The sequence below is a fragment of the Pseudomonas sp. Wu6 genome (assembly GCF_019891515.1).
Lineage (GTDB): Bacteria > Pseudomonadota > Gammaproteobacteria > Pseudomonadales > Pseudomonadaceae > Aquipseudomonas > Aquipseudomonas orientalis_A.
Map to the genome: position 1 here is coordinate 1 of NZ_JAFLXH010000050.1, position 21396 is coordinate 21396.

Sequence of the window (21396 nt, forward strand, 5' to 3'; positions counted from 1 at the left end):
ACAATGAACGACGAATGCATTCATCGTTAGACTATTTGCCGCCCAATCAGTACGAGCGGCAAACAGCCTGAAAACACCGATTGAGGTGTCCGGAAAAAGTTGACCACCTCAGTTAGAGGATCTTTGACTGACACACTGCCATCGGGGGCAAGCCCCCTCCCACATTTTGTTCCGCGTATGACTCAGGATTTGCGGGTCAGCGGCTGTGCGCTGAATTTCACACCGGCCAGACCATGGGCGATCAATGCGCGGATGTTCCCGTGGTCAGTGCCTTCAGGCGTCGCGACCACCGAACGGTAATGCTCGCCAAACGCCAGCAGCGCTTCCAGCAACGCCAACCCCAGGTTCTTGCGCGAACTAAGCGACGCTGCAAAACAAATGTGGGAGGGGGCTTGCCCCCGATTGCGGTGGTTCAGTATCAGATGTACTGACTGACACACTGCCATCGGGGGCAAGCCCCCTCCCACATTTGTTTTGCAGCGTCTGACTCAGGATTTGCGGGTCAGCGGCTGTGCGCTGAATTTCACACCGGCCAGACCATGGGCGATCAATGCGCGGATATTTCCGTGGTCAGTGCCTTCAGGCGTCGCGACCACCGAACGGTAATGCTCGCCAAACGCCAGCAGCGCTTCCTGATCGCTCAACCCCTCCAGCAACGTCAACCCCAGGGTCTTGCACGAACCTTCGTTCTGGCCGGCGGCATTTTCCACCTCGCCGTTGGTGAAGGCTTGCGGCTGGTAGTCGTAATTTGCGGCAACAAAGGCCAGGGTGTCGGCAAAAGCGTGTACGCCGCTGTTGAGGCTGGCGCGCAGGGTGTTCAGGTCAGTCATGGGGTTTTCCTTTGGCGAACGCCGCCTGTTGGTCGGCGCTGGCTTCTTGCTGGTATTGGGCTTTCCACTGCGCGTACGGCATGCCGTACACCACTTCACGGGCGTCATCGAGGCTCAGCTCGATCCGGCGCTCATCGGCCTCGGCCTTGTACCACTTGGACAGGCAGTTGCGGCAGAAGCCGGCCAGGTTCATCAGGTCGATGTTCTGTACATCCTTGCGGCTGTCCAGGTGGGCTACCAGCCGACGGAAGGCGGCGGCTTCGAGTTCGAGGCGTTGTTGGTCGTTCATAGGGCTCACTTGAGTATCAGCGGCTGGCCGCCAGAGTGATCGAAACCGACTCGGCAAAGCGCAGCGCATGGGGCTTGTCCACTTCGACTTCGGCGTACAGCACCGATGGGTTACTCATCACCAGGTCCAGCAGCTCCTGGGTCAGGCGCTCGAGCAGGGCAAAACGGTTGCCTTCGACGTGGGCGATGATCGCCTTGGTGATGGTGCGGTAGTTCAAGGCATGGTCGATGTCATTATCGCGCACGGCTTCCTGGGCGGCATACAGGATGGTGAGGTTGATCAGCACATCCTGCTTGTTGAGGATTTCGTCCTCGTTGATACCGATAAAGGTGCGCAGGCGCAGGTCCTTGACCCGGATGCGCGCCATGCCTGGTTGAAGTTGTGGCATTGCTACTTGCTCCGTCCAATCAGTTGCAGGAACTCCATGCGCGTGGTGTTCGACTCGCGGAAGGCGCCGAGCATCACTGAGGTGTTCATGGTTGAATTCTGTTTTTCCACGCCGCGCATCATCATGCACATGTGCCTGGCCTCGATCACCACCGCCACGCCGGCGGCCTGGGTCACGTCCTGGATGGCATCGGCGATCTGCCGGGTGAGGTTTTCCTGGATCTGCAGGCGCCGGGCGAACATGTCGACGATGCGCGCCAGCTTCGACAGGCCCAGCACCTTGCCGGTCGGAATATAGGCCACGTGGGCCTTGCCGATAAAGGGCAGCAGGTGATGCTCGCACAGCGAGTACAACTCGATGTCCTTGAGGATCACCATCTCGTCATTGTCAGAGGCGAACAAGGCGCCGTTGACGATTTCCTGCAGGTTCTGCTCATAGCCATGACACAGATACTGCATCGCCTTGGCGGCGCGCTTGGGCGTATCGAGCAGGCCTTCGCGCTCGGGGTCTTCACCCAGGCCCTTGAGGATCTCGCGGTAATGGTGGGGCAGGGACAAAGTCATACAACATCCTCACAAACGGCTTACTTGATGTGCCGCCCGCCGTTGACGGTCAGGGTGGTCCCGGTGACATAGGGGTTGTCCAGCAGGTAACGCACACTCTGGTAGATCACTTGCGGCCCGGGCTCGATGCCCAGTGCCGACTTGGCCAGGACCCTGTCGCGATAGGCCGCGTCGTCGCCTTCATTGAACATCACCATGGCCGGCGCGATGCCGTTGACCTTGATCAACGGCGCGAACTGCGCGGCAAACGACAGCGTGAGGCTGTCGAGCCCGGCCTTGGTGGCGCAATAGGCGATGTGCTGACGGCTGCCCTTGCGCACCACATCGTCGCTGATATGGATGATGTCGGCGGGTGTCGAGCGTTGCAGCAGAGGTGAACAATGCAGGTTGATCAGGTACGGCGCAAGCATGTGCACGCTGAACATGTCGATAAAGGCGCGGCTTTCGTCGCCCGGGGTCTCTGCGACCCAGGCCGAGGCATTGTGGATGATCGCGCGCAGCGCATCGGTGTGTGTCTTCAGCTCAGCGATGAACGCCAGGATTCCCGCTTCGCTGGAAAAGTCCGCAAACAGCCCGACCGCGCCGCGTTCGCGCAGTTGCTGCACACCTGGACGTTCGCTGCGGTAGCTGAACATCACCGGGTGCCCTTCGTCCAGCAGGCGCTCGGCGCAATACAGGCCGACACGCTGGCCGGCACCGGTGATCAGGATCGGGGCGTTTGTTGCAGTCATGGGAGGCTCGCGTCGCTGGCAGATGCGAACTATACCAGCGACCCGTCTCCCCTGTACTCAGGCGGCGGCTTCGCCGGTCTTGCGGGGCGGCGTCGGATGCAGCCAGTGCGCCAGCAGATGAGTCGATAACGGGATAAAGAAGTAAACCATCAGCGGTGTGAGCGCCAAGGTGCTGACCAGCACCCGGCTGAACAGGTCCAGCTCGCCGAGCAAGGGGCCCAGGCCGAAGTTGAACAACAGCGACACCGGAAAAAACGCCAGCCAGATCGCCACCGCCTGTTTCCAGCGCGGCGGGCGCGCGCCCACGGCACCGAACCAGCCATCGATGCCGCTCACGCGATGTTCGGACGGGTTGGCGAACAGCTCGCTGCCACGGCTCAGCCAGGCACTGCGCGACGCGGAAAACTCCCAGGCATGCAGGGTCTTTTCATCGGCGAAGCGGAAGATGATCTGGAATTCATCATCATGGGGTGGCGGTGCGAGCACTCCGGAGCCCAGGTACCCGGGAAAGTCGGTGGCCAATTGCTCGCCTTCGCGCAGCCAGGCCATCAGTTCTTCGTAGCGACCTTTGGCCACACGGCGCGCAACCATCAAGGTGACGGGGGAGGTAGACATTGTGTATCTCCAGATAAACGGGTGCGCTTGACCGGGTAGGCGGCGCACGAGCGCAGCGGCGGGTATTGCCACTGCGCTGAAAAAACACGCAAGGATTATTCCTGTTTTGAGAAAATACGCCAGTGACATTGGTCCGAAGTCCAGCGCCCTTGAAAAAGACAGGTTTAAATGCGTTAAATGAGGTTCCATTCCTGGTGGCTTTTGTCAGAAATAACGTGATTACTGCACCGATTGATAACACTTTGCAGCTGGAACCGATTGATTCGGAGCACCTGTTCCCCATTCGGGAAGTGGCAAGATTGACAGGCGTCAATCCGGTCACTCTGCGAGCGTGGGAGCGGCGCTACGGGCTGATCCGTCCCGTGCGCACCGAAAGCGGGCACCGCCTCTACTCCAGGGTCGATATCGAGACGGTCAATCGTATTATCGAGTGGACTGAGCGTGGCGTCGCGGTGAGCAAGGTAGGCAAACTTCTGGCCCGTGACGCTCAACAGGCCGACGCGCTGCGTGCCGAGCGCGACGCGGCTGCAGACAGCGAATGGCCGCAGTGGCGGGCTCGGCTGCTGCAAGCCATCAGTGCTTTCGATGATCGCCAGTTGGAAAGCGTGTACGGCCAGATTTTCTCGACCTATCCCTTGAACGTCGCGTTCCAGGACATCCTGATGCCGCTGTGGAACGACTTGCTGCGCCGTCAGGGCGGTTTCGGCCAGGCCAGCGAGTGGCTGTTTTTCGACGCGTTCCTGCGCGTGCAGACGCTCCTGCGCCTACAGATAGCCAGCGCATCGGCGGCGCCCCGCGTGTTACTCAGCGCCATGCCGGGTGAGTGCCGAAAACTGGAGCTTTTGGTGGCGGCGCTGCTGATGAGCGGGGAGGATTTGACCGTGAAGGTGCTGGGCCTGGGTCAGCCGGTCGAGGAGTTGACCCTGGTCTGTGAAAAGATCCGCCCCCAGGCGATGGTCATTTTCTCCAACCACTCACACAAGCAGGACCTGGAAGCGCGCTTGAACCGGCTGGCATTGACCCTCAACTGCCCGCTGTTTCTGGCAGGTGCTGCATCGGACCTGTTGCAGGCCGATCTGACCGGTACTTCCATCGGTGGCCTGGGCAGCGAAGGGCGCCAGATGCAGCAGCGTCTGCAGCAGTTTCTCAGTGGCGGCCCGGATACCTGATCTCAGGCATGTACCTGCGGATGCACCAGACGATGCTGGTGCAGGATGAACTGGCGCAGGCGCTCGATTTCATCCGCGTCACTCTGATTCAGGCGGTAGGCGAACAATCCCCGGGCGGTTTCCCGCTCCAGCGTACCGCGCAGCGCAATGCGTTCGTAACCGGACGGGCTGAACCACAACGAGAAGGTTTTCGGCGGTCTGGCTCGGCCACGTCCTTCTACCAGCACACCTTTGAATGACACTTCATGCACCCACAGGGCGCTGGCGTAGCCCTTGCTGTTCTCCAGGGCCACCGGCTCTTCAAGGGCCAGGCGCCATGGGCGAACCATCGGCCCGTCTTCAAAAATACTCGGCACGCCCAACCGAAGATGCACTGCATGAAATTCATCCTCTACCAGATGCAGAGGGAAGGTCAGTTGCTGATTGTCGAACTGCGCCTGGAGGGTGACTTGATCATGAGCGGCCAGCCGGGTCAGCAGATCGCGAATCTGTGCACCGCCATTGACCGTCAGGCTCGACCCTGCGTCCCGCAGGTTGAGCTGCGGGTTGTGCTGCATGTTCTGGATAAAATCCAGCTCGTCCTGAGTCAATAGAGCATCGCGGCGCATTGATATAGCTCAACGGTTGGGCATTAAAAAGCCATTATCGCTCTAAAGAACGCACTTTTTACAGCTTGTTAACGCCGCTCGTTGACTTGAGCGCCGCCAGCTCGGCTTTGAGCTCGGCTACCTGGGTTTCCAGCTGAGCCACGCGTTGCTGTGCCTTGACCTGTGTAGTGACGTCTTTTTGCACACCGACGAAATACGTCTGCTGGTCGGCCGCGTTGTACACCGTGGATACCGAGAGTTCGTTCCAGAAGTGCGTGCCGTCCTTGCGGTAGTTGCGCACGATCTCGCGGCAGGCGCCGCCACTGTCGAGCGCCTCGCGGATCGCCATCAGGGCCGGCTGGTCGCGATCGCCCGACTGCAGGAAACGGCAGTCCTGATAGAGAATCTCGTCCAGGGTATAGCCGGTCAGACGTTCGAACGCGGGGTTGACGTAGATCAGCGGCTTCTCGTCGCCCTCGCGTTCGGCAACGACGATGCCGTCGTTGGACGCGTTGACAACCATCTGCAGCAACTTGGGGTTAATCATTGAGCGTTCCATGGCGTGTTCCGATGGTGCAAGTTTATGGCAAATTCTGAATGTTGCACGGCAGGCACTGAAACCCTGGTGCAGCTGCTAATATCCTACGCTTTCGTTCAATGACAGGATCAGATTGATGAAAGTCGCCATCCTTTCCGGCTCGGTCTACGGTACGGCAGAAGAAGTCGCCCGCCACGCCCGGGACATCCTCAACGCAGCGGGTTTTGAAGCCTGGCACGATCCGCGCGCCACGCTGGCGCAGGTGCAGGCTTTCGCCCCCGAGGCGTTCCTGGCGGTCACATCGACCACCGGCATGGGCGAATTACCCGACAACCTGCAGCCGCTGTATTCGAGTATTCGCGACCAACTGCCTGCTGCCTGGCGCGGCCTGCCCGGTGCAGTCATTGGCCTGGGCGACGCCAGCTACGGCGACACCTTCTGCGGCGGCGGCGAGCAACTGCGCGAATTGTTCGGCGAGTTGGGCGTACGCGAAGTGCTGCCGATGCTGCGCCTGGATGCCAGCGAAAGTGTGACCCCGGAGAGCGACGCCGAGCCGTGGCTGGCCGAGTTTGTGACTGCCCTGCAGCCATAGCAAACGGGCGCGTCGTCTGGGGGCGCACTGGTCGGCGTGTGTTTATTGACGACGCTTCTCTGACACCGATTTGTACTATTCTCTTGGCTGACTCGCTCAGTCATCAAGCTGGCTGCGAAGGCAACTCCGCAAGCCAGGGCGTCTGACTAGACTGGCCCATCACTTAAAAAATAATAATAAGTGCGCCAAGGAGGTCAACATCGTGAGTCTAGCCCCGGTTTCATCGTCAAAGGCGATGGTGGCAGCTGTCACAAAAAGTGCCCAAGGTATGAGCGCAGCGCTGGCCTGGCCGGCGCTGCTGCGCAGATTGGATCACCAGGACCTCGGGTATAAAAGCTGATGCCACTTGCAGAAATTCCGCTCAGCGTCTGGCGCAAGCGCGGCCAGGACTTCGTCTTTCGCGGCCAGTCCATTCGTTATTGGGTGGCCGGGCAGGGCGAACCGCTGCTGCTGCTTCATGGCTTTCCCACGGCCAGTTGGGATTGGCATTACCTGTGGCAGCCCCTGGCCCAGCGCAATCTGGTGATTGCCTGCGACATGCTCGGCTTTGGTGACTCGGCCAAACCGCTGGATCATGGTTATTGCCTGCTGGAGCAAGCGGACCTGCAACAGGCGCTGCTTGAGCACCTGGGGGTGACGAAACCGGTGCACGTGTTGGCCCATGACTATGGCGACAGCGTGGCCCAGGAACTGCTGGCCCGGCATTATGAAGGCCGGTTCCAGATGGCCAGTTGTGTGTTTCTCAACGGTGGGCTGTTCCCTGAAACCCACCGTGCAACCTTGGTGCAGAAATTGTTGCTCAGCCCCTTGGGCTGGATGATTGGCCGAGCCTCGGGAAGAGGCGGCCTGGCCAACAGTTTCAACCAGATCTTTGGCCCACGGACGCGGCCAAGCGAAAGCGCCCTGGATGATTTCTGGAGCCTGATTGAACGCAATGATGGCGCGCGCATCCTGCACAAGCTGATCGGCTATATCCCTCAGCGCCGTCGCCTGCGCGATCGCTGGGTGGCAGCGATGCAACGCGACGACGTGCCGTTGCGCGTCATCGACGGTGAGGTCGATCCCATTTCCGGCGCGCACATGGTGGAGCGCTACCACCAACTGGTGCCGCATGCCGATACGGTATTGCTGGCCGGCATCGGCCATTACCCGCAGATCGAGGCGCCGGTCCAGGTGCTCAGGCATTACCAGGCGTTCCGTGAGCATATTGGCCAGCAGTCGGTGCGTGCGGCTTGTTCCTGAGCCTGGCACCTGCCCCAAGGCATCATCCCGCTGCCTTATCGAGCACCATTCAGCGCCGGCCGTATTTATTGTGACCAAAGGCGCTGTGCCCGACACTCTGGCCATTGCCATTGTCGCCAGAGGAGTTGGGTATGAATCAGTCAGTGCAGTTGCAGGATAAGGTCGTGATCGTCACCGGTGCCGGCGGCGGATTGGGCCGGGCCCATGCGCTGCTGTTCGCCCGCCACGGGGCCAAGGTGCTGGTCAATGATCTCGGTGGTTCGACCCAGGGCGAAGGCGCCAATGCCTCGGCCGCCGACCGCGTGGTGGCTGAAATCCGCGAAGCTGGCGGCACTGCCCAAGCCAACCATGATTCCGTCACCGACGGCGACAAAATCGTGCAGAACGCGTTGGACGCGTTCGGCCGTATCGATGTGGTGGTGAACAACGCCGGCATCCTGCGTGACAAGACCTTCCACAAAATGGACGACAGCGATTGGGACCTGGTTTACCGGGTGCATGTCGAAGGCGCCTACAAAGTCACGCGCGCCGCCTGGCCGCATCTGCGCGAGCAGGGTTATGGCCGGGTGATCTTCACCGCGTCCACCTCGGGCATCTACGGCAACTTCGGCCAGTCCAACTACGGCATGGCCAAGCTCGGCCTGTATGGCTTGACCCGAACCCTGGCGCTGGAAGGGCGCAAGCACAACATCCTGGTCAACGCGATTGCCCCCACCGGCGGCACGCGCATGACCGAAGGGCTGATCCCGCCGCAGGTGTTCGAGCGTCTCAAGCCGGAACTGGTCAGCCCGTTGGTGGTGTACCTGGGCAGCGAAGCCTGCCAGGAAACCTCGGGCCTGTTCGAGGTCGGCGGCGGCTGGATCGGCAAGACCCGTTGGGAGCGCAGCCTGGGCGTGGGTTTCGATCCCGAAGCGGGCTTTTCGCCGGATGACGTGGCGGCACACTGGCAGCAAATCTGCGACTTCGAAGGCGCCGCGCACCCCAGCGACAATATCGAGGCGTTGAAAGAGATGATGGCCAACTTGCAGAAGTTCAGCCTCTGATCGTTGCCATAAAATCAGTGAATCCCACGGGGCGCCGACAGCGCCCCGTTTTTATTCCAGGCATAAAAAAGGCCGCTGCACAGGCAGCGGCCGAAGTAAGACGTTGGATCAAGGAGCGATAAATCAACGTCAGTGAACACGGGTAACAGATTGAAAAGCGTGACAATCCGTTGGATTCAAGCTTTTCTCCCCAGCTCGGGAGCGGGCCGTTTGCCCTAAAAGCGAGCTAAGAATAATCGGTTGTAACAGAATGAGTAATAGCAGTTCAGGACAAGGACTGTTACCAAAACGGCAACAATTAAGCGCTCGCCATCGATTCCTCTGATAAGCCCCCATCCATCCAATCCATGACCCGCGCCGAAACCCCTGCCGGCGCGGCTCGTCATCCTTTCGAGCGACAACACGAATACCTCCTTGGTGCGCTTATCGCTCTTCATGGGCGGCAGTAGGGTGGGGCCTTCTGTCACTCACCGGGGAAGACGCATGACAAAAACAACAATGCGCGCCATCTTCACGCCACAGGCGCTGGCCGCTGCGGTTGCCGTGGGCTGCTGTGCCCAGGCACAGGCTGTTTCGTTCAACATTGGCGAGATCGAAGGGCAATTCGATTCCTCGCTGTCGGTCGGTGCGAGCTGGGGCATGCGCGATGCCGACCGAAGCCTGGTCGGCACCGTCAATGGCGGCACGGGCCAGGCGTCCACCGGGGATGACGGGCGTCTGAACTTCAAGAAGGGCGAAACCTTCTCCAAAATCTTCAAGGGCCTGCACGACCTTGAACTCAAATACGGCGACACCGGTGTGTTCGTGCGCGGCAAGTACTGGTATGACTTCGAGCTCAAGGACGAGGACCGCGAGTTCAAGCCGATCAGCGACCACAACCGCAAGGAAGGCGCCAAATCCAGCGGTGCGCAGATCCTCGATGCGTTCGTCTACCACAACTACTCCCTGGGCGACCTGCCCGGCACCGTGCGCGCCGGCAAGCAGGTGGTCAGTTGGGGCGAAAGTACCTTCATCGGCAACTCCATCAACAGCATCAACCCGATCGACGTGTCGGCGTTCCGTCGTCCAGGCGCCGAGATCAAGGAAGGCTTGATCCCGGTGAACATGCTGTTTGCCTCCCAGAGCCTGACCAATCAGCTGACCGTGGAAGGTTTCTACCAACTGGAATGGGACCAGACTGTGCTGGACAACTGCGGCACTTTCTTCGGCGGCGACGTCGCGGCGGATGGCTGCACCGGTAACTACACGGTGGGCAGCCCCGGGATTGCACCGCTGCAACCCATCGCGGCGGCACGCGGCCAAGGTTTTGTGGTGACCCGCGAAGGCGTGGTGGTGCAGCGCGCCGCAGACCGGGATGCGCGCGACTCCGGCCAGTTCGGCGCGGCCTTGCGCTGGCTGGGTGACGACACCGAATACGGCCTGTACTTCATGAACTACCACAGCCGCACCCCGACCGTGGGCACGATTACCGCCAATACCAACCTTGCGACCATCGGCGCCATTGGTGCCGCCGCCCCGCCGGGCTTGGGCGGGGCGCTGGCCCAGAGCACCATGCTCGGCCGTGGCCGGTACTACCTGGATTACCCGGAAGATATCCGTTTGTTCGGCGCCAGCTTCTCCACCACCTTGCCCACCGGCACGGCGTGGACCGGCGAAATCAGCTATCGACCCAATGCGCCCGTACAACTCAACACCACCGACCTGACCCTGGCGCTGGTCAACCCGATTGCCGGCAATGCCGCGTCACCCATCCGCAGTTCGTTTGGCGCCGACAACAAAGGCTACCGCCGCAAGGAAATCACCCAGATCCAAAGCACCATGACCCAGTTCTTCGACCAGGTGCTGGGCGCCGAACGCCTGACCCTGGTGGGCGAAGCGGCCGTGGTGCATGTCGCCGGCCTGGAAGATAAAACCAGACTGCGTTATGGCCGCGACTCGGTGTACGGCGCCTATGGGTTCCAGGGTGACACCGACGGTTTCGTCACCTCCACCTCCTGGGGCTACCGCGCACGGGCAATCCTTGACTACAACAACGCGATTGCCGGGGTGAACCTCAAGCCCAACCTGTCCTGGTCCCATGACGTCGCCGGCTACGGCCCCAACGGGATTTTCAACAAAGGCGCCAAGGCCATCAGCGTCGGCGTGGACGCGGACTACCGCAGCACCTACACCGCCAGCCTCAGCTACACCAACTTCTTTGGCGGCGACTACAACACCCTGACCGACCGCGACTTCCTCGCCCTCAGCTTCGGCGTGAACTTCTGATTTGGCTTAAAAGAAGGACAAGAACTTATGCGTAAGACAATTGCAGTGCTGGCCCTGAGTCTATTGGCCGCCCACGTGATGGCAGCGGTATCGCCGCAAGAAGCCGCCAAGCTTGGCACCACACTTACCCCGGTCGGCGCCGAAAAAGCCGGCAACGCCGATGGCTCGATCCCGGCCTGGACCGGCGGCATCCCGAAAAACGCCGGCGCGGTGGACAGCAAGGGCTTTCTCGCCGACCCGTTCGCCGCTGAAAAGCCGCTGTTCGTGATCACCGCCGCCACCGTCGACAAGTACAAGGACAAGCTTTCAGACGGCCAGGTGGCGATGTTCAAGCGCTACCCCGAGACCTACAAGATCCCGGTGTACCCGAGCCACCGTACGGTCAACCTGCCGGCCGATGTCTACGAGTCGATCAAGCGCAGCGCCCTCAACGTCAAGGCGATCAACGACGGCAACGGTCTGGAAAATTTCACCGGTAACCGTTACTACGCGTTCCCGATCCCGAAAAATGGCGTAGAGGTGTTGTGGAACCACATCACCCGCTACCACGGCGGCAACCTGCGCCGCATCATCACCCAGGCCACGCCCCAGACCAACGGCAGCTACACGCCGATCCGCTTCGAAGAAGAAGTCGCGGTGCCCCAGGCCATCCCCGATATCGACCCGGCCAAGGCGGCCAACGTGCTGAGTTATTTCAAGCAATCGGTCACCGCGCCGGCGCGGCTGGCCGGCAATGTGCTGCTGGTGCACGAAACCCTCGACCAGGTGAAGGAGCCGCGCCTGGCCTGGATCTACAACGCCGGCCAGCGCCGTGTGCGGCGCGCGCCGCAGGTGTCGTATGACGGGCCGGGCACCGCCTCCGACGGCCTGCGCACCACGGATAACTTCGACATGTTCTCCGGCGCGCCCGACCGCTATGACTGGAAACTGGTGGGCAAGAAGGAGCTGTACATCCCTTACAACAGCTACAAGCTCGACTCGCCCACCCTCAAGTACGACGACATCATCAAGGCCGGGCATATCAACCAGGACCTGACCCGCTATGAGCTGCATCGCGTCTGGGAAGTGATCGGCACCGTCAAGCCGAGCGAGCGGCACATCTACGCCAAGCGCCACATGTACATCGACGAAGACAGCTGGCAGGTCGCCCTGGTGGACCACTACGACGGTCGCGGCCAACTGTGGCGCGTCGCCGAAGGCCATGCGCAGTTCTATTACGACCACCAGGTGCCGGCCTACACCGTGGAAACCCTCTACGACCTGATTGCCGGGCGCTACCTCGCACTGGGCATGAAGAACGAGGAGAAGAGCAGCTTCGTGTTCGGCTTCGCGGCCAAGGCGGCGGATTACACCCCGGCGGCGCTCAGGTCCGAAGGCGTGCGTTAGTCCTCAACTGTGATCGTTCCCACGCTCCGCGTGGTAATGCATCCCGTGACGCTCTGCGTCACCTGTACGCGTTGAGTTGTCGGCGGGACGCGGAGCGTCCCAGGCGGCATTCCCACGCGGAGCGTGGGAACGATCAAACCCCCTACACATCGGGTTTTGTGCATGGTCCTTAATCACCCCGCTGAATACTTCTTCAACAACCGCCCACCACAGGACTAGGGTTGCATCACAATAAAAAAGCAGGATGCAGCAATGACCGCCCTGACACGCTGCCTGGACCGTCCTGGATTCATGCCTCGGCTGTCCGCCCACCATGTGCTGCGCCCGCGCCTGGCCGCAGCGTTGCTCGCGGCGCCGGCGCGTGTGAAGTTGTTGTGTGCGCCGGCTGGCAGTGGCAAGAGTGCGATGCTCGCCGAATGTGCACTGCAGGCGCCGCCCGGCTGCCAGGTGTACTGGTTGGCACTCAATGGTGGCGTGGCGTGCCCTGATGATTTTTCCCGGCGCCTGGCCCACAGCCTTGGGTTGCCCTACACCGATGAAACCACGTTATTGCTGGATCTGGGGCGCTGGCAACCCACGGCGTGGGTGTGCCTGGATGATTTCTGCCGCCTGCCGGCGCCCGAGCTGGACGCCTTGCTGGACCGGTTGCTCGCCGCCAGCAGCCCGGCGCTGACCTGGTGGCTGGGCGCGCGACGCCGACCATCGTGCAATTGGCCACGGCTGTTGCTTGATGACGAATTGCTGGAGTGCGGCAGCGCTGAACTGGCCTTCAATGCTACGGAAATCCAGGCATTGCTCGGGCCTGGGCAGACTGTCGAGAGTGTCATGCAATTCAGTGCAGGCTGGTGTGCCGGCGCGCGCATCGCGTTACTCAATGACGGCCATGCCGATAAAACCTTGCTCGATTATCTGCAACACGAAGTGTTCAACAGCTTGCCGGCAGAGTTGGCCGAAGCCTGGCGGGTGCTCGCCAACCTGCCGCGCTTCAATGCGGGCCTGTGTGAGCATCTGTTCGGCTTTGGTGACGGTGCTCAGTACCTGCGCGAGCTGCAAGCGCTCGGTGCGTTTATCCAGCCCTGGGAAGGCAGCACCGATGGGCTGCAGATATTTGCCCCCCTGGCGCGCCTGCTGCGCGAAGAGCCCTGGCCGGCCAAGCGCGCCTGGCACCGGCGCGCCTGCCAGTGGTTCAGTGCCGAGCAGGACTGGCAGGCCGCCTTCGAGCAGGCGCTGCTGGCGCAGGAATACGAGGCGGCGGTGAGCCTGTTGCAGCACTTCAGTTTCGAAGACTTGTTTCGCGGGCAAAATGCCGTGCTGCTGTTGCGCCTGCATGAGCAGCATGGTGAAGAATTGATGCTCGGCTCGGCGCAATTGGTCGGGCTGGTCACGGCGGCACTGCTGTTTGCCGGGCGCTTCGAGCAGGCGGCGGTGTGCATCGACCAGTTGGCTCGATTCGCGCCGCGACCCACGGCGACGGCGCAGCGCCATCTGGTGGCGCGCTGGCAGGCGCAGGCCGGCTGGCTGCTGCACCTGAGCGGCGATGCCGAGGGTTCCCGCGCGCATTTTCTGGAGGCGCTGCAAGCCCTGCCCGAGAGTGCCTGGACATCGCGCCTGATGTGCCTGTCGGGCCTGACCCAGCAAGCCCTGCTACGCGGTGAGCTGGATGTCGCCCAAACCTTCAATCGCGAAGCGCTGTGCCTGGCTCGCGCCCACGGTTCGCTGGTGTTGGAGGCCTTGCTGGAGCTGGACCACGCCCAGCTGCTGGAACAGCGCGGCGCGCCTTACCGGGCGCAAAGCCTGCTGGAAAGCGTGCAGGCGATGCTGGCCGAGCAGCGCTTGCAGGCGGGTCCGCTGATGGGGCGTATCGCCCTGCGACGCGGGCATCTGGCGTTGCGTCAAGGGCAGGATGCCCTGGCGGGTGAGTGTTTCGAAAACGGTATGAACATCTGCCTGCACAGCCAGGACAAGCGGGTGCTCTACGGGTTTCTCGGGCTGGCGCTGCTGGCGGCCAATCGCGGTGATTACGCCCAGGCGTTTATCCAGCTGCGCGATGCCGAGCGGCTGATGCAGCAGCGCCACGTTCCCGTGCTGGTGTACCGCGCGGTACTGTTGTTGGTCAGCGGGCATTTCTGGTTGCAGCAGGGGCGCGCGGAATTGACAGTAGAGGCCGTGCGCCGCGTGTTACGCCACTTTCATGGACCCTGCGCCAAGCAGGCGCCGCCGGCCACACTGGAATTGATCCCGCGTCTTGAGTACCTCCTGGTGCTGGCCGAGGTCAGGCTGGGTTGCGCCGAACAGCCGCTCGAGCGCCTCGGCGCCTTGCTCGACAGCACCCGGCAACGCGGCATGCTGTGCCTGGAAACCGAGCTGCAGTTGGTGCTGGGCGAGGTGGCCTGGCGCCTGGGAGAGCCGACCCGGGCGCGACTGGCGCTGCAAGCCGGCCTGGCATTGGCGGCGCGTTGCCAGGTGCAGCAGGCGGTGCGCGAGTTGCGTCTACGTGCACCGGGCTTATTGAGTGAGTTGGGGCTCGAACCGCAAGCGTCGCCCGTCGGCGTCACGCAAAACCCGCTGAGCCAGCGCGAACTGGAAGTGTTGCAGTTGATTGCCCTGGGCAACTCCAATCTGCAAATTGCCGACCGCCTGTATATCTCCCTGCACACGGTCAAGACCCATGCGCGGCGTATCCACAGCAAACTCGGGGTGGAGCGGCGCACTCAGGCGGTAGCCAAGGCCAAGACGCTGGGCTTGATGGGCTAGGCGCGCAATGCCTGGCGATAGTCCCCGGGCGCCGCCCCCATGGCTTGGCGAAAGCGCTGGTTGAAATGACTGGCGCTGTAGAAACCGCACATCAAGGCGATCTCCCCCACGGCCAGGGCGCTGCCGCGCAGCAGGCTCTTCGCGCGGGCCAGCCGGCGCGCCAGCAGGTACTGGTGGGGCGGCAGGCCGAAGCTTTGGCGGAACATGCGCGCGAAGTGGTACTCCGACAGCGCGCACAGGCCCGCCAGTTGGCCGAGGCTGATGGCGTCCTGCAGGTGCTGGTCAATGTACTCCACCAGCCGCCGCCGCTGGTGCGCGGCCAGCCCACCTTTTACCCGCAGGCCGTCACGGGCGCCGACCTGGCTGAGCAGGGTATGACTGAGCATTTCGTGGGCCAGGCTGCTGGTCAGCAGGCGCTCGCCGGGCTCGTGCCAGTTGAGGGCAATCAACTGGTGAAAGCATCCGGACAGGCGGGCGTCTTCGAGGAAGGTGCCTTCGCGCAATTGCAGCTCGCGGGGTTCGCGGTCGAGCAGGGTGACGCAGCCGAGGGCAAATTGTTCGGGGCTGAAATACACATGGGCCAGGCGAATCTGACCATTGATCACCCATGCCGATTGATGCTCGGCCGGCAGGATGCACAGTTTGTCCGGACCGCCCTTGACGCCCGGCTGGTCACGGCGAAAAGTGCCGGTGCCGCCGCCGATGTAGCACGACAACGTGTGATGGCTGGGCGCCTGGTAATCCTGGGAATCGTGGTGGTTGCTCCACAATGCTGCGGACAAACCGTCACCGAGCTCGGCGCAGGCTTGCAGGCGTGCGTTGGGCGAGCGGTTAAGGGCTTGAAAGACTTGCAGGGATTCCAGTGCTGGCATGCTGTGTTCTCCGACGTTTTGCATCCTACCGCGCCGTCATGGCGCTGTGAGCCCCGTGTCTTACAAAAGCGCAAGAATGTGCAAGAGAACCGCACGCGGTAAAAGCGACACTGTGGCTCACTTATCGGAGCCCGCTATGAACCTTTCCCTGTATCTACTCACGGTGCTGATCTGGGGCACCACCTGGATCGCGCTCAAATGGCAGTTGGGCGTGGTGGCGATTCCCGTGTCGATCGTTTATCGCTTTGGCCTCGCGGCGCTGGTGCTGTTCGTGCTGTTGCTGCTCAGCCGCCGTCTGCAGGTGATGAACCGGCGCGGGCACCTGATTTGCCTGGCGCAGGGCCTGTGCCTGTTTTGCGTCAACTTCATGTGTTTTCTCACCGCCAGCCAGTGGATCCCCAGCGGGCTGGTGGCGGTGGTGTTTTCCACGGCGACCTTGTGGAACGCGCTGAATGCCCGGGTGTTTTTCGGTCAGCGGGTTGCACGCAATGTGTTAATGGGCGGCGCGCTTGGGTTGCTGGGCCTGGGCTTTTTGTTCTGGCCGGAGGTGGCCGGGCATACCGCCAGCCCGCAGACCTTGCTCGGCCTGGGCTTGGCCTTGCTGGGCACGATGTGTTTTTCGGCGGGCAATATGCTCTCGAGTTTGCAGCAGAAAGCCGGGCTCAAGCCGTTGACCACCAATGCCTGGGGCATGGCCTATGGTGCGGCGATGCTGGCGGCCTATTGCGCAGTGCGTGGTATTCCGTTCGAGATGGACTGGAGTGCGCGGTATATCGGCGCGCTGTGGTACCTGGTGATCCCGGGTTCGGTAATTGGCTTTACCGCCTACCTGACGCTGGTGGGGCGCATGGGGCCGGAGCGGGCGGCCTATTGCACTGTGTTGTTCCCGGTGGTGGCGCTGAATGTATCGGCATTTGCCGAGGGCTATCAGTGGACTGCCCCGGCGCTGGCGGGGTTGGTGCTGGTGATGCTGGGCAATGTGCTGGTGTTTCGCAAACCCAAGCCGGTGACCCCGATTTTGCATGCGAAACAGGTTTGATGTGGGAGGAGGCAAGCCCCCGTAGCCATAGGTATCTACACAATTTTGGTGCGACACCGCACCTGTGGCGAGGGAGCTAACGCGTATCTACCTGACGCCTCGAGGTCCAAATGTGGGAGAGGGCTTGCCCTCGATGGCGGCCTCTGGGCCGACCAGGATGTTGGATTGGACCGAGTACATATCCGTTTCTGCGGTCACGGCTGCTAATGGTTCCGCTTTTACAGCGGCTCACTTTTGAAAAGCGCAAAAGTAAGCAAAACGCTCTTGCCCCACCACTCGGCACCTCGCTAATGCTCGGTGTGCCCGAACGCAGGCTTGAATCCGTGGGCCGCCGCAATGGGCCATCCATGGCCCAGTGCGGCTAACCCGGCGTCCTGCCGGGTTACCCACGGATTCAAGCCTGCGTTCGGCCAGCGTGGTTTAACGGGGCGCCTGAGATCAAAAGCAGATCAAGATCAAGGTCAAGAGCGACTCGCTTCGCATCGTGGTTACGGTTGGGCGCTAAAGCTTTGTGTAGCAAGCCCTCTCCCACATTTCGGGTTATTTCAGGCCCAGTCGCCTGGCCATGCGGCCGAGGTTGGCACGGTCCAGGCCCAGTTCGCGGGCGGCGGCGGCCCAGTTGTGTTGATGGCGTTCCAGGCAGGCGCTGATGACCTGGCGCTGGAAGTGTTCGGTGGCCTGGCGCAGGTCGCCAGTGACGTCGGGGGCGCTGGCGAGCGGTGCGTCGAGGGTCGCTGCGCTGACATCCGGCAGGTCCAGGTCTGAAGCGCTCAGGCTGAGAATCTTCGGCCGCTCGCGGCAGTGGCCCAGGGCTTTGAGCGCGCTGCGTCCGATCAAGTGCTCCAGCTCGCGCACATTGCCCGGCCAGTCGTAGGCCAGCAGCGCCGCCTGGGCATCACTGGTCAGGCGCAGGCTGCCCAGGCCCATGCGTGAGCGGTTCTGCTCCAGAAAGAACCCGGCCAGCAACAGGACGTCGCGTCCGCGTTCACGCAGCGCAGGCACTTTCAGTGGGTAGACGCTCAGGCGGTGGTAGAAGTCGGCGCGGTAGCGGCCATTGCGCACTTCTTCCGCCAGGTCACGATTGGTGGCGGCAATCAGGCGCACATTCACCTGATGCTCCTTGTCCGAACCCAGGCGCTGCAACTGGCCGCTTTGCAGCACCCGCAGCAGCTTGGCCTGCACCGTCAGCGACAGCTCGCCCACTTCATCCAGGAACAGCGTGCCGCCGTTGGCCAGTTCGAATTTGCCCCGGCGTTCATTCAGCGCACCGGTGAAGGCGCCGCGCACATGGCCGAACAGCTCGCTCTCCACCAGGGTCTCGGGCAGCGCGGCGCAGTTGAGGCTGATCAGGGGTTTGTCGGCACGCGCCGACGCGGCGTGGATCGCCTGGGCGACCAGCTCCTTGCCGACCCCGGTCTCACCGGTGATCAGCACGGTCAGGTCACTGCCGCCCACCAGTTTGATTTCTTCCACCAGGTGCTTGTGCGCCTTGCTCTGGCCGATCATTTCCTTGTGCTGCTGGCCGCTGGCCTGACGGTAGATCTCGGCACGCTGGTGCTCGTCTTCGGCGCGCAACGCCAGGCGTTCAATGCGCTCGGCGACGTTGACGGTGGCGGCAGCAAGGCTGGCAAAGGCTTGCAGGGCGTCGAGTTCGACCCGTTCAAAGCGCTCTGTGTCGAGGGCATCCAGGGTCAGCAGGCCCCAGGGCCGGTCGTCGATAAACAGCGGGCAGCCCATGCAGTCGTGGACTTCCAGGTGCCCATGCAGGCCGTCCACCAGGCCGTCGTAAGGGTCGGGCAACGGGCTGTCGCTGTCGAAGCGGGTAGGGCCGGGGCTGCTCAGCAACACCTCGAAACGCGGGTGCTCGCTGACTTTGAAACGTCGGCCCAGGGTATCGGCGCTCAAGCCATCCACGGCCAGCGGCACCAGCCACTCGCCATCCAGGCGCAGCAACGCGGCGGCATCGCATGGCAGCAGGGCGCGCATGGCTTGCAGCAGGCGTCGATAACGCTCGCCTTCGGGCAGTTCCCGCGACAGGTCGGCAACCAGCGGCAAGAGGGTGGTGAGCAGTGGTCTGGTAGTCATAATGACTCCTTGTAGTCCTTATGACTATAAGGCGTAAGAGGTCATTCTGACTACATGCTTTTTAACTGGCTGAAAAGTAAGGTTTTATGGGTTGGCACGAATACTGACTACCTAATGGCAATGAGTAAAAAGACCCAGGAGTCTCCCATGCTGAGTGCCCAAGACCGTGCCATCGTCAAATCCACCGTGCCCCTGCTGGAAAGTGGCGGCGAAGCGCTGATTACCCATTTCTACCGCATGATGCTGTCCGAATACCCTGAAGTTCGCCCACTGTTCAACCAGGCCCACCAGGCCAGCGGCGACCAGCCCCGCGCCCTGGCCAATGGCGTGTTGATGTACGCGCGGCATATCGACCAGTTGGACCAACTCGGCGACCTGGTGGCCAGGATCATCAACAAGCACGTGGCCTTGCAGATCCTGCCGGAGCACTACCCGATCGTCGGTGCGTGCCTGCTGCGGGCTATTTCCGAGGTGCTGGGCAGCGAGATAGCCACCCCTGAAGTAATGAGCGCCTGGGGCGCGGCGTATGGCCAGTTGGCGGACATCCTGATCGGCGCCGAAGCGGCTATCTACGACGAGAAAGCCCAGGCGCCCGGTGGCTGGCGCGGTGCGCGGCCGTTCGTGCTGGTCAAGCGTGTGGAGGAGAGCGCCGAGATCATCTCGTTCTACTTCGCCCCGGTGGACAACGGCCCGATCCTCAACGCTGCCCCCGGCCAATACATCGGCATGAAGCTGGTGCTCGATGGCGAGGAAGTGCGTCGCAACTATTCCCTGTCGGCCTTGAGCGATGCCGGGGTGTACCGCATCAGCGTCAAGCGCGAAGCCGGCGGGCGGGTGTCCAATTACCTGCATGATCAACTGCATGTTGGCGCAACTGTTGACCTGTTCCCCCCTGCAGGCGAGTTCACTCTGGCCGCCAGCGACAAGCCGCTGGTGCTGATCAGCGGCGGGGTGGGCATTACGCCAACCCTGCCGATGCTCGAAGCGGCCCTGGCCAACCAGCGCCCGGTGCATTTTATCCACTGCGCGCGTAACGGCGGCGTGCATGCGTTCCGTGACTGGGTGGATACGCTGGCGGCGAGGCACCCGCAGCTCAAGCGTTTCTATTGCTATGCCGAGGACGACGGCGTGAGCCCGGCGGCGGACACGGTCGGCCTGCTGAGCCAGGAGCAACTGGCGGCGTGGCTGCCCGAGCAGCGCGATATTGATGCGTACTTCCTGGGGCCCAAGGGTTTCATGGCGGCGATCAAGCGGCATCTGAAGGCGTTGGGCGTACCGCACAAGCAGGTGCGCTATGAGTTCTTCGGCCCCGCTGCGGCGCTGGAATAATCCCTCAGCAGCCACGCTGTTCAATGTGGTAGGGGGCTTGCCCACGATAGCGGTGGGTCAGTCAGCTTGTCTTTCGCTGACACATCGCATCGGGGGCAAGCCCCCTCCCACATTAGCTCTGCATTTTTCTCGATTAATCCGGCGTTAACCCTTCTCTGTTTTAACCACTGCCTGTGTGTAAACTTGTTGCCATCAGGCAAACAGACAAAGGAAACCGGAGATGAGTGACGAAATGCGTTTGGGCAGGGAGCGGCGCTTTCTGGTGTTGCTGGGCATCATCTGCCTGGCGCTGATCGGCGGCGCGCTGTACATGCAAGTGGTGTTGGGCGAAGCGCCGTGCCCACTGTGCATCCTGCAACGCTACGCCTTGCTGCTGATCGCGTTCTTTGCGTTCATCGGGGCCGCGATGCGTACCAAAGGGGCCGTCACGTTCTTTGAGGGCCTGGTGGTGCTCAGCGCCGTCGGCGGTGTGGCGGCTGCCGGTCACCATGTGTACACCCAGTTCTTCCCTCAGGTCAGTTGCGGCATCGATGTGCTGCAGCCGATCGTCGATGACCTGCCCCTGGCCAAAGTGTTTCCCCTGGGCTTTCAGGTCGACGGCTTCTGCAGCACACCCTATCCGCCGATCCTTGGCCTGTCCCTGGCGCAATGGGCATTGGTGGCGTTCGTGCTGACCGTGATCCTGGTGCCCCTGTGCATTTACCGTAATCGTCACCCCAAAGCCTGAGCCCGCGCCACCAAACGCCCCGATCTGCTTGAGAGCAGGCCGGGGCGTTTTTGTTCGCGGGGATTTGTGAAAGTGCTGTGACGAGCGGCAACAAAAGCGGCGCGCAGCATGCGACATGTTGTCACACGGAGGCCGTCGCAGGAGCTGCGCAACGAGCAGAATCGAGCTTTGGATTTGCATCCGGTGCGCAAACTGTGCTGTCAGTTCGTGGTTTGAAAGGCAGCGCGAAACGCTCACGGGTTCAGCAGGGGCAGGGTGATTAAATGCCTGGTTTTATGGGGACTTTACACCCTTTGCCATGCCCTTACAGGTTGTAAGGGGAGTGGCAATCTGCCCAATAGCCCGGCAGTTT

20 protein-coding genes and 2 pseudogenes are annotated in these 21396 nt (G+C 61.9%); 11 read left to right on the plus strand and 11 right to left on the minus strand.

What is annotated here, in order from left to right:
• Positions 1-182: 182 nt before the first annotated feature.
• The 7 genes and pseudogenes from J1G34_RS24540 to J1G34_RS24570 all read right to left on the minus strand — a co-directional run.
• Positions 183-356: pseudogene (locus tag J1G34_RS24540) on the minus strand (HopJ type III effector protein); the annotation flags it as partial.
• Between the two features lie 132 nt (positions 357-488).
• The gene (locus tag J1G34_RS24545; protein WP_222994769.1) at positions 489-830 is read right to left on the minus strand and encodes a HopJ type III effector protein; all 342 of its coding nucleotides are present in this window, start codon (positions 828-830) and stop codon (positions 489-491) included.
• Positions 823-1119, minus strand: coding sequence for a DUF1244 domain-containing protein (locus J1G34_RS24550; protein ID WP_065892857.1), 297 nt, complete (start codon positions 1117-1119; stop codon positions 823-825). Before J1G34_RS24550 ends, J1G34_RS24545 begins: the two co-directional genes overlap by 8 nt.
• A 16-nt stretch (positions 1120-1135) precedes the next feature.
• On the minus strand, positions 1136-1507 hold the full coding sequence (gene folX, locus J1G34_RS24555) for a dihydroneopterin triphosphate 2'-epimerase (protein WP_065892856.1): 372 nt from the start codon (positions 1505-1507) through the stop codon (positions 1136-1138).
• A gap of 2 nt (positions 1508-1509) precedes the next feature.
• Entirely contained in the window at positions 1510-2070 is a 561-nt protein-coding gene (gene folE / locus J1G34_RS24560) for a GTP cyclohydrolase I FolE (protein ID WP_057724018.1), read from the minus strand.
• A 20-nt stretch (positions 2071-2090) separates the two neighbouring features.
• Positions 2091-2801: a dihydromonapterin reductase gene (folM, locus tag J1G34_RS24565; RefSeq protein ID WP_065898259.1), complete on the minus strand. Its 711-nt coding sequence runs from the start codon at positions 2799-2801 to the stop codon at positions 2091-2093.
• Between the two features lie 57 nt (positions 2802-2858).
• Positions 2859-3416 (minus strand): antibiotic biosynthesis monooxygenase, encoded by a 558-nt coding sequence (locus tag J1G34_RS24570; RefSeq protein ID WP_065892853.1) that lies wholly within the window; start codon positions 3414-3416, stop codon positions 2859-2861.
• Positions 3417-3658: 242 nt separating this feature from the next.
• Between J1G34_RS24570 and J1G34_RS24575 the strand changes: the two genes are divergently transcribed.
• Positions 3659-4585: a MerR family transcriptional regulator gene (locus tag J1G34_RS24575; RefSeq protein ID WP_065892864.1), complete on the plus strand. Its 927-nt coding sequence runs from the start codon at positions 3659-3661 to the stop codon at positions 4583-4585.
• A gap of 2 nt (positions 4586-4587) precedes the next feature.
• On the opposite strand, the gene J1G34_RS24580 is transcribed toward J1G34_RS24575, so the two are convergent.
• Positions 4588-5193 (minus strand): hypothetical protein, encoded by a 606-nt coding sequence (locus tag J1G34_RS24580; protein WP_065885065.1) that lies wholly within the window; start codon positions 5191-5193, stop codon positions 4588-4590.
• 58 nt (positions 5194-5251) lie between these two features.
• Entirely contained in the window at positions 5252-5719 is a 468-nt protein-coding gene (locus tag J1G34_RS24585) for a PAS domain-containing protein (RefSeq protein ID WP_065898258.1), read from the minus strand.
• A gap of 127 nt (positions 5720-5846) precedes the next feature.
• Here J1G34_RS24585 and J1G34_RS24590 point away from each other — a divergent pair, with 127 nt between their 5' ends.
• The 7 genes and pseudogenes from J1G34_RS24590 to J1G34_RS24615 all read left to right on the plus strand — a co-directional run bounded on the left by J1G34_RS24590 (position 5847) and on the right by J1G34_RS24615 (position 14992).
• Positions 5847-6302 (plus strand): flavodoxin, encoded by a 456-nt coding sequence (locus tag J1G34_RS24590; protein WP_065892851.1) that lies wholly within the window; start codon positions 5847-5849, stop codon positions 6300-6302.
• A 226-nt stretch (positions 6303-6528) separates the two neighbouring features.
• Positions 6529-6642: pseudogene (locus tag J1G34_RS27375) on the plus strand (class II aldolase); the annotation flags it as partial.
• A complete protein-coding gene (locus tag J1G34_RS24595) occupies positions 6642-7544 on the plus strand; it encodes an alpha/beta fold hydrolase (RefSeq protein ID WP_065892850.1) in 903 nt (300 codons plus the stop codon). The pseudogene J1G34_RS27375 and the gene J1G34_RS24595, both read left to right, overlap by 1 nt.
• A 131-nt stretch (positions 7545-7675) precedes the next feature.
• Positions 7676-8587, plus strand: coding sequence for an SDR family oxidoreductase (locus J1G34_RS24600; RefSeq protein ID WP_065885069.1), 912 nt, complete (start codon positions 7676-7678; stop codon positions 8585-8587).
• A gap of 483 nt (positions 8588-9070) precedes the next feature.
• Positions 9071-10852, plus strand: coding sequence for a DUF1302 domain-containing protein (locus J1G34_RS24605; protein ID WP_222994770.1), 1782 nt, complete (start codon positions 9071-9073; stop codon positions 10850-10852).
• 27 nt (positions 10853-10879) lie between these two features.
• Entirely contained in the window at positions 10880-12238 is a 1359-nt protein-coding gene (locus J1G34_RS24610; protein ID WP_222994771.1) for a DUF1329 domain-containing protein, read from the plus strand.
• A gap of 252 nt (positions 12239-12490) precedes the next feature.
• Positions 12491-14992 (plus strand): LuxR C-terminal-related transcriptional regulator, encoded by a 2502-nt coding sequence (locus tag J1G34_RS24615; protein ID WP_222994772.1) that lies wholly within the window; start codon positions 12491-12493, stop codon positions 14990-14992.
• Here J1G34_RS24615 and J1G34_RS24620 read toward each other — a convergent pair.
• The gene (locus J1G34_RS24620) at positions 14989-15864 is read right to left on the minus strand and encodes a helix-turn-helix domain-containing protein (RefSeq protein ID WP_222994773.1); all 876 of its coding nucleotides are present in this window, start codon (positions 15862-15864) and stop codon (positions 14989-14991) included. The genes J1G34_RS24615 and J1G34_RS24620 overlap by 4 nt on opposite strands.
• A 136-nt stretch (positions 15865-16000) precedes the next feature.
• Between J1G34_RS24620 and J1G34_RS24625 the strand changes: the two genes are divergently transcribed.
• Positions 16001-16903, plus strand: a complete 903-nt coding sequence (locus tag J1G34_RS24625; RefSeq protein ID WP_065892844.1) for a DMT family transporter — start codon at positions 16001-16003, stop codon at positions 16901-16903.
• A 540-nt stretch (positions 16904-17443) separates the two neighbouring features.
• On the opposite strand, the gene norR is transcribed toward J1G34_RS24625, so the two are convergent.
• Positions 17444-18988: a nitric oxide reductase transcriptional regulator NorR gene (norR, locus tag J1G34_RS24630; protein ID WP_130137997.1), complete on the minus strand. Its 1545-nt coding sequence runs from the start codon at positions 18986-18988 to the stop codon at positions 17444-17446.
• 147 nt (positions 18989-19135) lie between these two features.
• On the opposite strand from norR, the gene hmpA reads away from it, so the two are divergent.
• Complete coding sequence (gene hmpA, locus J1G34_RS24635; RefSeq protein WP_222994774.1) at positions 19136-20317, plus strand: NO-inducible flavohemoprotein; 1182 nt, start codon at positions 19136-19138, stop codon at positions 20315-20317.
• 220 nt (positions 20318-20537) lie between these two features.
• Positions 20538-21044 (plus strand): disulfide bond formation protein B, encoded by a 507-nt coding sequence (locus tag J1G34_RS24640; protein ID WP_104504689.1) that lies wholly within the window; start codon positions 20538-20540, stop codon positions 21042-21044.
• Positions 21045-21396: the final 352 nt, after the last annotated feature.

Coding starts and splice junctions, on each gene's coding strand:
- norR (WP_130137997.1), bottom strand. CDS start 18,988: ATGACTACCAGACCACTGCTCACCACCCTCTTGCCGCTGGTTGCCGAC.
- J1G34_RS24625 (WP_065892844.1), top strand. CDS start 16,001: ATGAACCTTTCCCTGTATCTACTCACGGTGCTGATCTGGGGCACCACC.
- J1G34_RS24610 (WP_222994771.1), top strand. CDS start 10,880: ATGCGTAAGACAATTGCAGTGCTGGCCCTGAGTCTATTGGCCGCCCAC.
- J1G34_RS24550 (WP_065892857.1), bottom strand. CDS start 1,119: ATGAACGACCAACAACGCCTCGAACTCGAAGCCGCCGCCTTCCGTCGG.
- J1G34_RS24545 (WP_222994769.1), bottom strand. CDS start 830: ATGACTGACCTGAACACCCTGCGCGCCAGCCTCAACAGCGGCGTACAC.
- folX (WP_065892856.1), bottom strand. CDS start 1,507: ATGCCACAACTTCAACCAGGCATGGCGCGCATCCGGGTCAAGGACCTG.
- J1G34_RS24580 (WP_065885065.1), bottom strand. CDS start 5,193: ATGCGCCGCGATGCTCTATTGACTCAGGACGAGCTGGATTTTATCCAG.
- J1G34_RS24585 (WP_065898258.1), bottom strand. CDS start 5,719: ATGATTAACCCCAAGTTGCTGCAGATGGTTGTCAACGCGTCCAACGAC.
- folM (WP_065898259.1), bottom strand. CDS start 2,801: ATGACTGCAACAAACGCCCCGATCCTGATCACCGGTGCCGGCCAGCGT.
- J1G34_RS24640 (WP_104504689.1), top strand. CDS start 20,538: ATGAGTGACGAAATGCGTTTGGGCAGGGAGCGGCGCTTTCTGGTGTTG.
- J1G34_RS24590 (WP_065892851.1), top strand. CDS start 5,847: ATGAAAGTCGCCATCCTTTCCGGCTCGGTCTACGGTACGGCAGAAGAA.
- J1G34_RS24570 (WP_065892853.1), bottom strand. CDS start 3,416: ATGTCTACCTCCCCCGTCACCTTGATGGTTGCGCGCCGTGTGGCCAAA.
- J1G34_RS24605 (WP_222994770.1), top strand. CDS start 9,071: ATGACAAAAACAACAATGCGCGCCATCTTCACGCCACAGGCGCTGGCC.
- J1G34_RS24600 (WP_065885069.1), top strand. CDS start 7,676: ATGAATCAGTCAGTGCAGTTGCAGGATAAGGTCGTGATCGTCACCGGT.
- folE (WP_057724018.1), bottom strand. CDS start 2,070: ATGACTTTGTCCCTGCCCCACCATTACCGCGAGATCCTCAAGGGCCTG.
- hmpA (WP_222994774.1), top strand. CDS start 19,136: ATGCTGAGTGCCCAAGACCGTGCCATCGTCAAATCCACCGTGCCCCTG.
- J1G34_RS24620 (WP_222994773.1), bottom strand. CDS start 15,864: ATGCCAGCACTGGAATCCCTGCAAGTCTTTCAAGCCCTTAACCGCTCG.
- J1G34_RS24595 (WP_065892850.1), top strand. CDS start 6,642: ATGCCACTTGCAGAAATTCCGCTCAGCGTCTGGCGCAAGCGCGGCCAG.
- J1G34_RS24615 (WP_222994772.1), top strand. CDS start 12,491: ATGACCGCCCTGACACGCTGCCTGGACCGTCCTGGATTCATGCCTCGG.